The 14,262-nt window shown below is 41.4% G+C and carries 17 protein-coding genes and 1 other annotated feature; of the genes, 13 read left to right on the top strand and 4 right to left on the bottom strand.

Annotated elements, in window-relative coordinates; all coding sequences use genetic code 11:
* Positions 1-64: 64 nt before the first annotated feature.
* The 6 genes from DG474_RS03925 to DG474_RS03950 all read left to right on the top strand — a co-directional run bounded on the left by DG474_RS03925 (position 65) and on the right by DG474_RS03950 (position 4,247).
* Positions 65-1,324, top strand: coding sequence for a TRZ/ATZ family protein (locus DG474_RS03925; RefSeq protein ID WP_255778862.1), 1,260 nt, complete (start codon positions 65-67; stop codon positions 1,322-1,324).
* A gap of 61 nt (positions 1,325-1,385) precedes the next feature.
* Positions 1,386-1,521 (top strand) — a sequence feature (ribosomal protein L10 leader region).
* 38 nt (positions 1,522-1,559) lie between these two features.
* Entirely contained in the window at positions 1,560-2,060 is a 501-nt protein-coding gene (gene rplJ / locus DG474_RS03930) for a 50S ribosomal protein L10 (RefSeq protein ID WP_001287274.1), read from the top strand.
* Positions 2,061-2,134: 74 nt separating this feature from the next.
* Entirely contained in the window at positions 2,135-2,503 is a 369-nt protein-coding gene (gene rplL / locus DG474_RS03935; protein WP_001196964.1) for a 50S ribosomal protein L7/L12, read from the top strand.
* A 29-nt stretch (positions 2,504-2,532) separates the two neighbouring features.
* Entirely contained in the window at positions 2,533-2,742 is a 210-nt protein-coding gene (locus tag DG474_RS03940; protein ID WP_255778863.1) for a hypothetical protein, read from the top strand.
* Between the two features lie 171 nt (positions 2,743-2,913).
* Complete coding sequence (locus tag DG474_RS03945) at positions 2,914-3,816, top strand: DUF2268 domain-containing putative Zn-dependent protease (protein WP_255778864.1); 903 nt, start codon at positions 2,914-2,916, stop codon at positions 3,814-3,816.
* 62 nt (positions 3,817-3,878) lie between these two features.
* Positions 3,879-4,247, top strand: a complete 369-nt coding sequence (locus DG474_RS03950; RefSeq protein WP_049490162.1) for an EXLDI protein — start codon at positions 3,879-3,881, stop codon at positions 4,245-4,247.
* A gap of 160 nt (positions 4,248-4,407) precedes the next feature.
* Here DG474_RS03950 and DG474_RS03955 read toward each other — a convergent pair whose 3' ends face one another.
* Positions 4,408-4,893, bottom strand: coding sequence for a GNAT family N-acetyltransferase (locus DG474_RS03955; protein WP_001053559.1), 486 nt, complete (start codon positions 4,891-4,893; stop codon positions 4,408-4,410).
* 31 nt (positions 4,894-4,924) lie between these two features.
* On the bottom strand, positions 4,925-6,271 hold the full coding sequence (gene gdhA, locus DG474_RS03960; RefSeq protein WP_000199519.1) for an NADP-specific glutamate dehydrogenase: 1,347 nt from the start codon (positions 6,269-6,271) through the stop codon (positions 4,925-4,927).
* A gap of 205 nt (positions 6,272-6,476) precedes the next feature.
* Between gdhA and DG474_RS03965 the strand changes: the two genes are divergently transcribed.
* From DG474_RS03965 to DG474_RS03995, 7 genes are all read left to right on the top strand, one after another.
* Positions 6,477-7,412, top strand: coding sequence for a dihydroorotate oxidase (locus DG474_RS03965; RefSeq protein WP_255778865.1), 936 nt, complete (start codon positions 6,477-6,479; stop codon positions 7,410-7,412).
* Positions 7,413-7,444: 32 nt separating this feature from the next.
* Positions 7,445-8,482, top strand: a complete 1,038-nt coding sequence (gene holA / locus DG474_RS03970; RefSeq protein WP_255778866.1) for a DNA polymerase III subunit delta — start codon at positions 7,445-7,447, stop codon at positions 8,480-8,482.
* A 69-nt stretch (positions 8,483-8,551) separates the two neighbouring features.
* Positions 8,552-9,157: a superoxide dismutase SodA gene (sodA, locus tag DG474_RS03975; protein WP_049477664.1), complete on the top strand. Its 606-nt coding sequence runs from the start codon at positions 8,552-8,554 to the stop codon at positions 9,155-9,157.
* Positions 9,158-9,312: 155 nt separating this feature from the next.
* The gene (locus DG474_RS03980; protein ID WP_001224366.1) at positions 9,313-9,843 is read left to right on the top strand and encodes a YutD family protein; all 531 of its coding nucleotides are present in this window, start codon (positions 9,313-9,315) and stop codon (positions 9,841-9,843) included.
* Positions 9,844-9,863: 20 nt separating this feature from the next.
* Positions 9,864-10,949: a dual-specificity RNA methyltransferase RlmN gene (rlmN, locus tag DG474_RS03985; RefSeq protein WP_000804751.1), complete on the top strand. Its 1,086-nt coding sequence runs from the start codon at positions 9,864-9,866 to the stop codon at positions 10,947-10,949.
* Between the two features lies 1 nt (position 10,950).
* Positions 10,951-11,430: a VanZ family protein gene (locus DG474_RS03990; protein WP_255778867.1), complete on the top strand. Its 480-nt coding sequence runs from the start codon at positions 10,951-10,953 to the stop codon at positions 11,428-11,430.
* Position 11,431: 1 nt separating this feature from the next.
* The gene (locus DG474_RS03995) at positions 11,432-12,973 is read left to right on the top strand and encodes an ABC-F family ATP-binding cassette domain-containing protein (protein WP_000025356.1); all 1,542 of its coding nucleotides are present in this window, start codon (positions 11,432-11,434) and stop codon (positions 12,971-12,973) included.
* A gap of 42 nt (positions 12,974-13,015) precedes the next feature.
* Here the strand turns inward: DG474_RS03995 and DG474_RS04000 are convergent, their stop codons facing one another.
* Positions 13,016-13,255: a zinc-ribbon domain-containing protein gene (locus tag DG474_RS04000; RefSeq protein WP_000600214.1), complete on the bottom strand. Its 240-nt coding sequence runs from the start codon at positions 13,253-13,255 to the stop codon at positions 13,016-13,018.
* A 27-nt stretch (positions 13,256-13,282) separates the two neighbouring features.
* A complete protein-coding gene (locus DG474_RS04005; RefSeq protein WP_000731941.1) occupies positions 13,283-14,089 on the bottom strand; it encodes a peptidylprolyl isomerase in 807 nt (268 codons plus the stop codon).
* Positions 14,090-14,262: the final 173 nt, after the last annotated feature.

Below are 14,262 nucleotides of genomic sequence, written 5' to 3' on the forward strand. Positions count from 1 at the left end.
TGCCTTCGGGTGACTTTTTTGTTACAATAGCTAGAAAAAATCAAGGTCTTAGAAGGAGAAAACAATGAAAGTCTATCAGCATGTAAATATCGTGACTTGTGACCAAGATTTCCATGTTTATTTGGATGGTGTCTTAGCCGTTAAGGATTCTCAAATCGTCTATGTCGGCCAAGAGGAGCCAGAGATTTTAGAGCAAGCTGAGCAGATTATAGACTATCAGGGAGCCTGGATCATGCCTGGTTTGGTTAATTGCCACACCCATTCTGCCATGACAGGTTTGCGAGGGATTCGGGATGACAGCAACCTCCATGAATGGCTCAATGACTATATCTGGCCGGCAGAAGCAGGATTTACTCCCGACATGACTACCAAGGCAGTCAAAGAAGCTCTGACAGAGATGCTCCAGTCAGGGACAACAACCTTCAACGATATGTATAATCCCAATGGTGTGGATATTGAGCAAATTTATCAGGCAGTCAAGGCATCTAAGATGCGTTGTTATTTCTCACCGACCCTCTTTTCTTCAGAGGCAGAAACAACTGCTGAGACCATAAGCAGAACACGTGCCATCATAGAGGAAATCTTAGAATATGAAAACCCAAATTTCAAGGTTATGGTAGCTCCTCATTCTCCATATAGCTGTAGTAGAGACTTGCTGGAAGCGAGCTTAGATATGGCAAAAGAGCTGGACATTCCTATCCATATCCATGTGGCGGAGACTAAGGAGGAATCAGGAATTATCCTCAAACGATACGGCAAACGCCCCCTCGCCTTTCTAGAAGAACTGGGTTACTTAGATCATCCGTCTGTCTTTGCTCATGGGGTCGAATTAAACGAGAGAGAAATTGAACGCTTGGCAACTTCTCATGTGGCTATCGCCCATAATCCTATTAGTAACCTCAAACTGGCCTCAGGGATAGCTCCAATCATCCAACTGCAAAAAGCAGGAGTAGCAGTCGGAATTGCGACAGACTCGGTTGCTTCCAATAACAATCTTGATATGTTTGAGGAAGGACGGACCGCAGCCCTTCTTCAGAAAATGAAGAGTGGAGATGCCAGCCAATTCCCTATCGAGGCAGCCCTTAAGGCACTGACGATCGAAGGAGCTAAGGTTCTAGGAATGGAAAAGCAGATAGGAAGCCTAGAAGTCGGCAAACAGGCAGATTTTCTGGTCATTCAACCACAAGGAAAAATCCATCTTCAACCTCAGGAAAATATACTCTCTCACCTGGTTTATGCTGTCAAATCCAGTGATGTCGATGATGTTTATATCGCTGGAGAACAGGTGGTTAAGCAAGGCAAAGTTTTGACAGTAGAGATTTAAAAAAATTTAAAAAAAGTTTGCAAAAATCTTGCATTCTTTTTTTGTCTATGCTATACTTATATACGGTTTGAAAAAACTGCCTAAGACAGTAGGGGAGCTCGACTCATAAAGATCCTACCGAGGACAAAACGTATCATGTAAAAAGAAGCGTATTGTACTTTCGTGTCTAGGTTTGGGCGCGTTTTTCTTTTGGAAAAATTCCCCAAGCAAAATAATTACGGAGGTGAACACACTAATGAGTGAAGCAATTATTGCTAAGAAAGCGGAACTAGTTGACGTAGTAGCTGAGAAAATGAAAGCTGCTGCATCAATCGTCGTTGTAGACGCTCGTGGTTTGACAGTTGAACAAGATACAGTTCTTCGTCGTGAGCTTCGTGGAAGCGAAGTTGAGTATAAAGTAATTAAAAACTCAATCTTACGTCGTGCAGCTGAAAAAGCTGGTCTTGAAGATCTTGCATCTGTTTTTGTTGGACCATCTGCAGTAGCATTTTCTAACGAAGATGTTATCGCACCAGCGAAAATCTTGAACGATTTTGCTAAAAACGCTGAAGCACTTGAAATCAAAGGTGGTGCAATCGAAGGCGCTGTCGCATCTAAAGAAGAAATCGTTGCTCTTGCAACTCTTCCAAACCGCGAAGGACTTCTTTCTATGCTCCTTTCTGTACTTCAAGCGCCAGTGCGCAACGTTGCTCTTGCAGTCAAAGCGGTTGCAGACAACAAAGAAGACGCAGCTTAATCTTAAGCTACGCAGCGTAGCCTAGCTACGGAAAAACGATTATAAAATTAAAAACTTATTTGGAGGAAATAACAATGGCATTGAACATTGAAAACATTATTGCTGAAATTAAAGAAGCTTCAATCCTTGAATTGAACGACCTTGTAAAAGCTATCGAAGAAGAATTTGGTGTAACTGCAGCTGCTCCTGTAGCTGTTGCTGCAGCTGGTGCTGCTGACGCTGGTGCTGCTAAAGACTCATTTGACGTTGAGTTGACAGCTGCTGGTGACAAAAAAGTTGGCGTTATCAAAGTTGTACGTGAAATCACTGGTCTTGGACTTAAAGAAGCTAAAGAACTTGTTGATGGTGCACCAGGTGTCATCAAAGAAGGCGTTCCAACTGCAGAAGCTGAAGAAATCAAAGCTAAATTGGAAGAAGCTGGAGCTTCAGTTACTCTTAAATAATAGAGCAACTACATTAGTAGCTTAAAAACATGATTAAACCGCTATTCTTAGGAGTAGCAGTTTTTCTTTTTGTTCAAGAAGGGGCAGAAAAGGGGCGAACTAATTATATAGTTTATCTAGGAGACAAACAAGTTTTGAATAATAGACTTTCCATAAAAAATGATACAAGTTTTTACCCTTCAGGATTTATTTTTTCTAGTATCATCATTCCTATTAACAGTAGAAAAGTAAGTTTTTAATTTATTGATACTCCGGATATTACAATCTCAGTATTAAAGAACTTTATTGAAGGTAATTTTCGAACGGTTTGAGGTAATTTCAATGAAATTTTAATAGATATTTCAATTTTCTTCTTGACTCTGACCTTAGGTAAGGGATTATACTAATAGTAGATAAGAAAGGAGATTATTATGCAAATCAATATGATTCGTTCAGATAAAGTTTACCAAGAGATGCTCGAGCTTCCTTTAGAAAAGAGAGAAGGTTACTTTCGAGCTAAAATATTAGCACCTTTTGCAACCAAATACCAAACGCAACACATTCCTCTGAAAGCAAAGTATCCTGGAGGATTTGATGCTCTTTTCCTACTTGGCTTTATGAATCAGCTACCCAGCACTTTGTCAGAAAAGGATAGACCAGCTATTGATGCTCTGAGCTCTGATCAACTCTGGCAAAATTGTCAAGATACCATCAAGAGGAGTATCGGTCTTTTTGAGCAAGCTGGCTATGATTTAGAGGTTGAGGATTACTATTTTACTATTTTGTTAGGCAATCCAGAAAAACCTATGCTACAGCTCAATAAGGGTTACAGCGGAGATGGAGGAATTCCAGGCTACCTCATGCTTAGTTTACTACCAAATGACTATACTTTACCCCGTGTGCAGGCAGCGTTGGCCCATGAGTGTAATCACAATGTCCGTTTCCAATTTGTCAAATGGAATCAGCAGACGACATTAGCAGACTGGGTAGTCAGTGAGGGATTGGCAGAGTCTTTTGCAGCTGAGCTTTATGGCAAAGATCTAATCGGATCTTGGGTTACTTCAACCAGTCCAGAGCAGTTAGAAGAGATTAAGCCCATCATCTCAAGTCAGCTTCAGCTAACAGGGATGGCGGAAATGGCACCATATCTCTACGGTGATGAAATAGCTAAGATACAGGGTCAGATACCAGTTGGAATGCCTTATGCTGCGGGCTATGCTTATGGTTATCATCTGATACAAGCTTATCTGAAAAAGACTGGCAAGAGCATTATTGAGGCTACTGTGACATCAACGGAAGAGATTCTAGAGGCGACGAAAGACTTTTGGAAATGACACTTTTGCTTGCAAATCTGCCAGAGTTTGATATAATGTAGGTAATTTTTGGAGGTGACTATATGCACTATAAAAGAGTTGAATTAAAAGTCGCAAATCAGGGTATCCATGAGCGCAAGATTTTTCAAGGTGTTAAGATTTTCAGTCGTAGCAAGCTGTCCAAAGATCAGAAAAGCATTCTAACACAGAAGCTTTACCTGACACCGAAGCAAAACATTGTTTACTATCAACGGACAGATATCAACTATGACCAGAACTGGTATCATCATAAGGACTATTATGAATTAGCTTATGGTCAGATGGATAGAGAGACGGTTTTTAAGGTTTGCCAAGATTTTGACGAACTAAGTCCTTTTCTGGAGAACGAGCTGCTGGAGAAGCTAAAAGAAGAGCAGTCTGCAGGCAAATTTTTTGAAAAATTAGATATATAAAAATCCGACTGCTTTTATAAGCAGTCGGATTTCTTCTAGTGTGATAGTGCTGAAACAATACCTTTACTATCATAGCATTGGCTACATTTTTAAAAGTTGTTTTAGCTGTCTTGAGGAGCTTGATACTGATGTCCTCGAGTCGACCATAGTATACTAACATCTATTCATCTGATAAGAGGGATTTTATCATCCAGATATTCATAGCTGGGTGGCCGGCAGCGTTAGAAAGTGGTTGTTGCAATGCTGTAAAACCATAGTGCTGATAGATTACCACAGCCGTAGCCAGTTCAGTAGAGGTTTCTAGATAAAGTTGTTCATAACCTGCTAGGCGGGCTTCATGGAATATCCGCTTTATCAACCTGCTGGAATAACCTTTGCCACGGCTATTTTTAGTGACATACAGTTTTTGTAATTCAGCAATCTTATCAGACACAGGTGCAAAGCCACCGCAACCAACCAGCTGACCTTCATCTTCCAGAATAAAGTAAGCTGCTCTCTCTTGCTGTTGATAGTAGTCGGCCAAATGATCTAGATGAGAATCAAAGTAGACTGTTCCAGGTTTGTCAAGCCCGAATTCTTCAAGACTAGCTCGAATGAGTTGTGCTACAGCTAGATTATCTCTTACTTCCATTGGCCGTAAGTTCATCATTTGTCCTCCGATAGGATGTATCGACTAATTAAACAATACCTTGTGCAATCATAGCGTTTGCTACGTTTTCGAAGGCAGCGATATTTGCTCCTGCAAGGTAGTCGGTACCAAGTCCGTATGTTTCAGCAGTTGTTTTAGCTGTATTGAAGATGTTTGTCATGATGTCTTTGAGGCGTCCATCAACTTCTTCACGGGTCCATGAAAGGCGAAGGCTGTTTTGGCTCATTTCAAGCGCTGATACAGCTACACCACCAGCGTTAGCAGCTTTGGCAGGTCCGTAAAGGATTCCGTTTTCTTTGTAGACTTTAATCGCATCAAGGTCACTAGGCATGTTAGCACCTTCAGATACACAGATAACGCCTTGAGCAACCAAACGTTTAGCTGCGTCGCCGTTGATTTCGTTTTGAGTCGCACATGGAAGAGCGATGTCGTAGTTTCCAGCGTAAGTCCATACAGAACCTTCATGGTAAGTAGCAGTTGCTTTCTCAGCTGCATACTCAGTCAAACGAGCACGGCGTTTTTCTTTAACATCAACCAAAAGATCAAAGTCAATTCCGTTTTCGTCGATGACATAACCGTTTGAGTCAGATACAGAGATAACAGTAGCGCCGAGTTCAGTTGCTTTTTGAAGAGCATATTGAGCTACGTTACCAGAACCTGAAATAACCACTTTCTTACCAGCAAAACTGTTACCATTAGCTTTGAGCATTTCTTCAGTATAGTAAACCAAACCATAACCAGTTGCTTCTGGACGAATCAAGCTACCACCAAATCCAAGAGGTTTACCAGTCAAGACACCCGCATCAAATTGGTTAAGACGTTTGTATTGTCCGTAAAGGTAACCAATTTCACGTCCTCCAACACCGATATCACCAGCAGGTACATCAAGAGATGGTCCGATGTATTTTTGCAATTCAGTCATGAAGCTTTGGCAGAAGCGCATCACTTCAGCATCAGTCTTCCCTTTAGGATCGAAGTCTGATCCACCTTTACCTCCACCGATTGGAAGTCCAGTCAAAACGTTTTTAAAGATTTGTTCGAAGCCAAGGAATTTCAAGATCCCTTGGTTTACAGTTGGGTGGAAACGAAGTCCGCCTTTATATGGTCCAACAGCTGAGTTGAATTGAACACGGTAACCACGGTTGACTTGGACTTTTCCCTCACGGTCCACCCAAGGAACACGGAAAGAAATCACGCGCTCAGGCTCAGTGATACGTGCCAAGATGTTTTCTTCGATATACTCAGGGTGTTTTTCAAAGACAGGCTCCAAGGTACTGAAGAATTCCTCAACCGCCTGGAGAAATTCAGCCTCATGCCCGTTACGAGCTTTCACAGTTGCAAACACGCTTTGGATATAGTCTTTAGCAGATGTCATATCGTTCTCCTTTTTGTTGTTATATTTTATTACATGAGCCATTATAGCAGAAATTTTTTTGAGTGTAAAGAAAAAAACAGAAATTTTCTAAAAATTCTTTCAATTTACAAAACCGAACGTTTTATATAGAAATTAGTTTCTCAAAGAGAAAATCTTAAAGTATGGTATAATATTAGAAATAAAAGGAATCTGGAGGATCAGAATCATGGTATCAACGAAAACACAAATAGCTGGCTTTGAGTTTGACAATTGCTTGATGAATGCAGCGGGTGTTGCTTGTATGACGATAGAAGAGCTTGAAGGGGTCAAAAACTCAGCAGCGGGTACTTTTGTCACGAAGACAGCGACCTTGGACTTTCGTCAGGGCAATCCTGAGCCACGCTACCAGGATGTTCCACTTGGTTCTATCAACTCTATGGGCTTGCCAAATAACGGCTTAGACTACTATCTGGACTATCTTTTGGACTTGCAGGAAAAAGAGCCAAACCGTACTTTCTTCCTATCTTTAGTTGGCATGTCTCCAGAAGAAACACATACCATCTTGAAAAAAGTTCAAGAGAGTGAATTCAAAGGACTGACAGAGCTTAATCTCTCTTGTCCAAATGTTCCAGGAAAACCTCAGATTGCCTATGATTTTGAAACAACAGACCGTATCTTGTCAGAGGTATTTGCCTACTTTACCAAACCTCTTGGAATCAAATTGCCACCTTATTTTGATATTGTCCACTTTGACCAAGCGGCTGCTATTTTCAACAAATATCCACTCAAATTTGTTAACTGTGTTAACTCTATCGGGAACGGCCTATATATAGAAGACGAGTCGGTCGTTATTCGTCCTAAAAATGGTTTTGGTGGCATTGGTGGAGAGTATATCAAACCGACTGCTCTTGCTAATGTGCACGCCTTTTATCAACGCTTAAATCCGCAAATCCAAATTATCGGAACGGGTGGTGTTCTAACGGGTCGTGATGCCTTTGAACACATCCTCTGCGGTGCTAGCATGGTGCAAGTAGGGACCACCCTACACAAGGAAGGCGTTGGAGTTTTTGAGCGCATTACCAATGAATTGAAAGCTATTATGGTGGAAAAAGGGTATGAGAGCCTAGAAGATTTCCGTGGGAAATTGCGCTATATTGATTAAGTTTAATAAAAAATCAGAAGAAAGGAGAGATGATGCTAGCCATTGAAGACAGTCAGAAGTTGACTTTATCAAATCTATCTAGCTTGAATCTATTTACAGGAACAGATCAGGGCCAGTTTGAAGTTATGAAGAGTCAGGTGTTGAGGCAGATTGGTTATGATCCAGCTGATCTCAATTTTGCTTACTTTGATATGAAAGAAGTAGCTTATAAAGACTTAGAGTTGGAGTTGGTCAGTCTCCCTTTCTTTGCGGATGAGAAAATCGTGATATTAGACCATTTTGTCGATATCACAACAGCCAAGAAACGCTTTTTAGCAGATGATGAGCTCAAGTCGTTTGAAGAATACCTTGATAACCCTTCACCAACAACCAAGTTATTGATTTTTGCAGAAGGAAAGTTAGATAGTAAAAGACGGCTGGTCAAATTGCTCAAACGAGATGCGACTGTCTTTGATGCTATTGAACCCAAGGAACAAGAACTCCGCCAGTTTTTCCAAAAATGGAGTCAGACACAAGGTCTGCAGTTTGCGGAAAAATCTTTTGAAAATCTACTCATCAAGTCTGGTTTTCAGTTTAGCGAAATCCAGAAAAATCTCCTCTTTTTACAGTCTTATAAATCAGACGGCGTGATTGAGGAGAAGGACATTGTCGAGGCCATTCCAAAGACCTTGCAGGATAATATTTTTGATTTGACTCAGTTTATTTTAGCTAAGAAGATTGACCAGGCCCGTGACTTGGTTAGAGACTTGACCTTGCAAGGGGAGGATGAGATCAAGCTCATAGCTGTCATGTTAGGACAGTTTCGTACCTTTACCCAAGTGAAGATTTTATCAGAGACTGGTCAGACGGAATCGCAGATTGTAAGCAGTCTGGGAACTTATTTGGGGCGAAATCCTAATCCTTATCAAATCAAGTTTGCACTGAGAGATTCGAGAGGGATTTCCATTGCCTTTCTCAAGCGAGCGATTTCTTATTTGATTGAAACAGACTACCAGATTAAGACAGGTGTCTATGAAAAGGGGTACCTGTTTGAAAAGGCACTTTTGCAGATCGCGGCAGAAGCAAATTGAGCAAAAAACTTGAAAAAAGAGGATGATTGCGTTATCATTTTCATATAGAAAGAAAAAGAGGTATTACAGATGGCTATTATCTTACCAGACCTTCCATACGCATACGACGCTTTGGAACCATACATCGATGCAGAAACAATGCACTTGCACCATGACAAACACCACCAAACTTATGTAAACAATGCAAATGCAGCTCTTGAAAAACACCCTGAAATTGGTGAAGACCTTGAAGTCTTGCTTGCTGATGTAGATTCTATCCCAGCTGATATCCGCCAAGCGCTTATCAACAATGGTGGTGGACACTTGAACCACGCTCTTTTCTGGGAATTGATGACTCCAGAAAAAACAGCTCCTTCAGCAGAACTTGCAGCAGCAATCGATGCAACATTTGGTTCATTTGAAGAGTTCCAAGCAGCCTTTACAGCAGCAGCTACAACTCGCTTTGGTTCTGGCTGGGCTTGGTTGGTTGTCAACAAAGAAGGGAAGCTTGAAGTAACTTCAACAGCAAACCAAGACACACCAATCTCAGAAGGCAAAAAACCAATCTTGGGCTTGGACGTTTGGGAACATGCTTACTACGTGAAATACCGCAACGTGCGTCCTGACTACATCAAAGCTTTCTTCTCAGTGATTAACTGGAACAAAGTAGACGAGCTATACGCAGCAGCTAAATAATAAAATATGGAGGGAAGAGTCAATCTTCTCTTTTTAAGGTTATAAAGCAGAAGTCTGACAGAATCGTCAGACTTTTTTCATTTAGAGGATATTCGTGCCAACTGCTAGAAATTATGGTAAAATAGAGTGTTAAGTAATCGTGGAAAAGGAAGACTATGCGTAAAGAAATTGCACCTGAATTATACAACTATAACAAGTTTCCTGGCCCAGAATTTCATGTGAATGGGGATAAGGTTGAGACTGAAGGGATTGCTTTTACCTTGGTTGAAAATATCAAGGATGCTTTCGATGTGACTGTCTTTAATCAACGCTTCTCAGAAGTGTTGACCAAGTTTGATTATGTCGTGGGGGACTGGAGCAATGAACAGCTCCGCCTACGCGGTTTTTACAAAGACGATCGAACAGAGGAAAAAATTGAAAAAATCAGTCGCTTACAAGATTATCTTTTGGAGTACTGTAGTTATGGTTGTGCTTATTTTGTCTTAGAAAACCAAGCACCTAAGCGTGCGTCATTTGACAAGAAAATGCGTAAAAAGGAAGAGGAAAACCTTCCTAGAAGAGGAAAGAAACCTTCGCAAAACAAGAGAAAACCAAATGCGGATAAGAGAAATAGACGTCGTCATAAGGACCAAAAGTCTCAGAAAGAGGACAAGGGACAGCGCCATTTTGTCATTCGTCAGAAATAGATAGAGAATAAGGAGAAGAGATGAAACCGTCTATTTATAGTTTAACACGTCAAGCCATGCAAGAATGGGTATTAGAACAAGGAGAAAAGAAATTCCGAGCAGATCAAATCTGGGAATGGCTCTACCGTAAACGTGTCCAGTCATTTGAAGAAATGACCAATCTTTCCAAGGATTTGATTGCTAAGCTCAATGAGCAGTTTGTGGTCAATCCTTTGAAACAACGGATTGTACAAGAGTCGGCTGACGGTACTGTTAAGTATCTTTTCGAGTTGCCAGATGGTATGTTGATTGAAACAGTGCTGATGCGTCAACACTACGGGCTGTCAGTCTGTGTGACTACTCAGGTCGGCTGTAACATCGGCTGTACCTTCTGTGCATCAGGCTTGATTAAGAAGCAACGTGACCTTAATAACGGTGAAATTGTAGCGCAGATCATGCTGGTTCAGAAATATTTTGATGAGCGTGGTCAAGACGAGCGTGTCAGTCATATCGTAGTCATGGGAATTGGAGAACCATTTGATAACTACAACAATGTTTTGAATTTCGTCCGTACCATCAATGATGACAAGGGGATGGCTATCGGTGCTCGTCACATCACAGTTTCAACTTCAGGTTTGGCCCATAAAATTCGTGACTTTGCTAATGAAGGCGTACAAGTCAATCTCGCTGTTTCCCTTCACGCACCCAATAATGAATTGCGCTCAAGCATCATGAAAATTAACCGTGCCTTTCCGATTGAAAAACTCTTTGCTGCTATTGAGTACTATATCGAAACAACCAATCGCCGTGTGACCTTTGAATACATCATGCTCAATGAAGTCAACGATGGAGTAGAACAAGCCTTGGAGCTTGCTGAATTGCTCAAGAACATCAAGAAATTGTCTTATGTAAACTTGATTCCCTATAACCCAGTTAGTGAACATGACCAATATAGCCGTAGTCCCAAAGAGCGCGTGATGGCCTTCTATGATACCCTCAAGAAAAAAGGGGTCAACTGTGTTGTCCGTCAGGAACATGGTACAGATATTGATGCAGCTTGTGGACAATTGCGTTCCAATACAATGAAACGTGACCGCCAGAAGGCAGTCGCAGCGGTAAATCCATAAAATGACTAGAAAAAGAGAATTAATCTTAAGGTTGGGAGTGGCTATTTACAGTTTTTGCATTGTCTGTTTTTGTTTTACCCCCCAGCCTCAACTTCCTACAGGAGTGGAAACTCCAGGTATTCAAACTTTTGGACGCCTGGTTTTTCTTTTAACTCCCTTAAACTCCCTTTGGAATCTGGGTGAAGTGACCAGTTTGGGACAAGTCATTTGGATCTTTTTGCAGAATATTTTAAATGTCTTCTTGCTCTTCCCTCTGGTCTTTCAACTGATCTATCTCTGTCCAAATTTACGACAAACGAAAAAAATCCTATTTCTCAGTTTTCTACTGAGTCTAGGAATTGAGTGTACGCAGCTGGTCTTAGACTTTTTCTTTGATTTTAATCGGGTCTTTGAGATTGATGATTTGTGGACCAATACCTTGGGTGGCTATCTGGCTTGGATCCTCTATAAAGGGCTGCATAAAAACAAGATAAGGAATTAGAATGAGTATTTTAGAAGTTAAAAATTTAAGTCACGGTTTTGGTGACCGTGCAATTTTTGAAGATGTGTCCTTCCGTCTCCTCAAGGGAGAGCATATCGGTTTAGTTGGTGCTAACGGTGAAGGGAAATCAACCTTTATGAGCATTGTGACTGGTAAGATGTTACCAGATGAAGGGAAGGTAGAGTGGTCTAAGTATGTGACTGCTGGCTACCTGGATCAGCATGCTGTGCTAAAGGAAGGTCAAACTGTGCGTGATGTACTCCGTACTGCCTTTGATGAGCTTTTCAAAGCAGAAGCACGTATCAATGACCTCTATATGGAAATGGCCGAAGACGGAGCGGATATCGATGCGCTTATGGAAGAAGTAGGAGAGCTCCAAGACCGTTTGGAGAGTCGTGACTTCTATACTTTGGATGCTAAGATTGATGAAGTGGCGCGTGCTCTCGGTGTTATGGACTTTGGCATGGATACGGATGTAACTGCCTTATCAGGCGGTCAAAGAACCAAGGTCCTCTTGGCCAAACTCCTCCTTGAAAAACCAGATATCTTGTTACTTGACGAGCCAACCAACTACTTGGATGCTGAACACATTGACTGGCTCAAGCGTTATCTCCAAAACTATGAGAATGCCTTTGTCCTTATTTCTCACGATATTCCTTTCCTCAACGACGTGATCAATATCGTCTACCATGTTGAAAACCAACAGTTGACGCGTTATTCTGGTGATTACTACCAGTTTCAAGAAGTCTATGCTATGAAGAAATCTCAGCTAGAGGCGGCATACGAACGTCAACAGAAAGAAATTGCTGACCTCAAAGACTTTGTCGCTCGAAACAAAGCCCGTGTCGCAACACGTAATATGGCCATGTCTCGCCAGAAGAAATTGGATAAGATGGACATTATCGAGCTGCAAAGTGAGAAGCCAAAACCATCCTTTGATTTCAAACCAGCTCGTACGCCAGGGCGCTTTATATTCCAAGCCAAGGACTTGCAGATTGGTTATGACCGTCCTCTTACCAAGCCTTTAAACCTTACTTTTGAACGCAATCAAAAGGTTGCAATAATTGGAGCCAATGGTATCGGGAAAACAACTCTCCTGAAGTCTCTCTTGGGCATTATCCCACCAATCGCTGGAGAAGTCGAACGTGGCGACTACCTAGAACTTGGTTATTTTGAGCAAGAAGTAGAAGGTGGCAATCGTCAAACACCTCTTGAAGCTGTTTGGAATGCTTTTCCTGCACTTAACCAAGCAGAAGTCCGTGCGGCCCTTGCTCGTTGTGGTTTGACAACTAAGCATATCGAAAGCCAGATTCAGGTCTTATCAGGTGGAGAACAAGCCAAGGTACGCTTCTGTCTCTTGATGAACCGTGAAAACAACGTTTTAGTGCTGGATGAGCCGACCAACCACCTAGATGTGGATGCTAAGGAAGAACTCAAACGGGCGCTTAAAGAATACAAAGGAAGCATTCTTATGGTTTGTCACGAACCAGACTTCTATGAAGGCTGGATGGACCAAATCTGGGACTTTAACAAGCTAACTTAAAAGCAGTAAAAAAGCCAAGTCGAAATGACTTGGCCTTTTTGACTAGTAATTTAAATAGTTTTCAACTTCAGATTTCTCAATTTCTTTACCGTAGTGGCAAATCGGACAAGAAACGAAGTAACTCTTACCATAAGGGAAAAGTGGAATCCAGTAGAGGGTGAACTTGCGTCCAGTTTCTACAATCTCCCAAGTGTCAACATTGTTACAGTGACCACATTCGATCGCAGTTTGCGTATGTCCCAAATCTTTCTGATAACCTTTAGAACCCCAAAATAAAATCATGTCATCGTCTCCTTATCTGTTGATGGCTTATTTTTTGCTGAAGTCGTAGTCTTTCACGACTTCTATACTATCAATGGTGATAGCAGACGTTGGTTTGTCTTTCTCATCTTTTTCAGCTTTGGCAATCTTGTCAACAACATCCATACCATCAATGACTTGACCAAAGACGGGGTGTTTGCCGTCTAGACTTGGATTTCCACCTTCTTTATAGGCTTCAATGATTTTCTTTGGATACTTGCTTGTAGGGAGTTTAGCTGAAATATCTGTTGAGTTTTGATTGACGAAGAACTGGCTACCGTTGGTGTTTGGTTGACCAGTGTTAGCCATAGCAAGGGCTCCTCGGATATTGTATAGGTAAGGAGAGATTTCATTTTTGAAACCAGTTCCCTTGTCCTTTGTTTTATCCTTATCATGCCAGATAGATTGGCCCCCTGTACCATCTCCCTTAGGATCTCCAGTTTGGACCATAAAGCCATCGATGACACGGTGGAAGGTGATGCCGTTATAGTAGCCTTCCTTAGCGTGAGTAAGGAAGTTTTCAACCGCAAGAGGTGCTAGTTTTGGAAAGAGTTTGATGCGGATATCGCCTTGATTTGTGTGTAAAATGACCTCAGCTTCATCTTCAGCAACTTCCTTAGAAAGTTGAGGGAAGTTGGCATTTTCATTGGTCAATGCGTCATTCAAATCTTTGGCAGCCTGAGCAGCTGCTTTTGAGCTTTCTTCAGCTGAGATGCTGGAGTCGACATATTCATCACCACGGAGACTACGTTGGATACTAGTACATCCAACAAGGGCTACAGTTGATAGTAAAAGAAGGGTTGCTAGTTTTTTCATTGTTTTCCTCTCAAAAATTCATTTCTACCATTGTACCCTAAAAGGGAGGTGATTTCAAATGTTAATGATTTTACTAAAAATTTCTAGGAGTTAAAAAAATTAAAACTCTGTCAAGTTTTTTTCTTGACACCTGTCAGAAATCTGCTATAATAGAACATGTGCTAAATAGCTCA

Origin of the sequence: Streptococcus oralis, from assembly GCF_024399415.1 — a bacterium.
Lineage (GTDB): Bacteria > Bacillota > Bacilli > Lactobacillales > Streptococcaceae > Streptococcus > Streptococcus oralis_CS.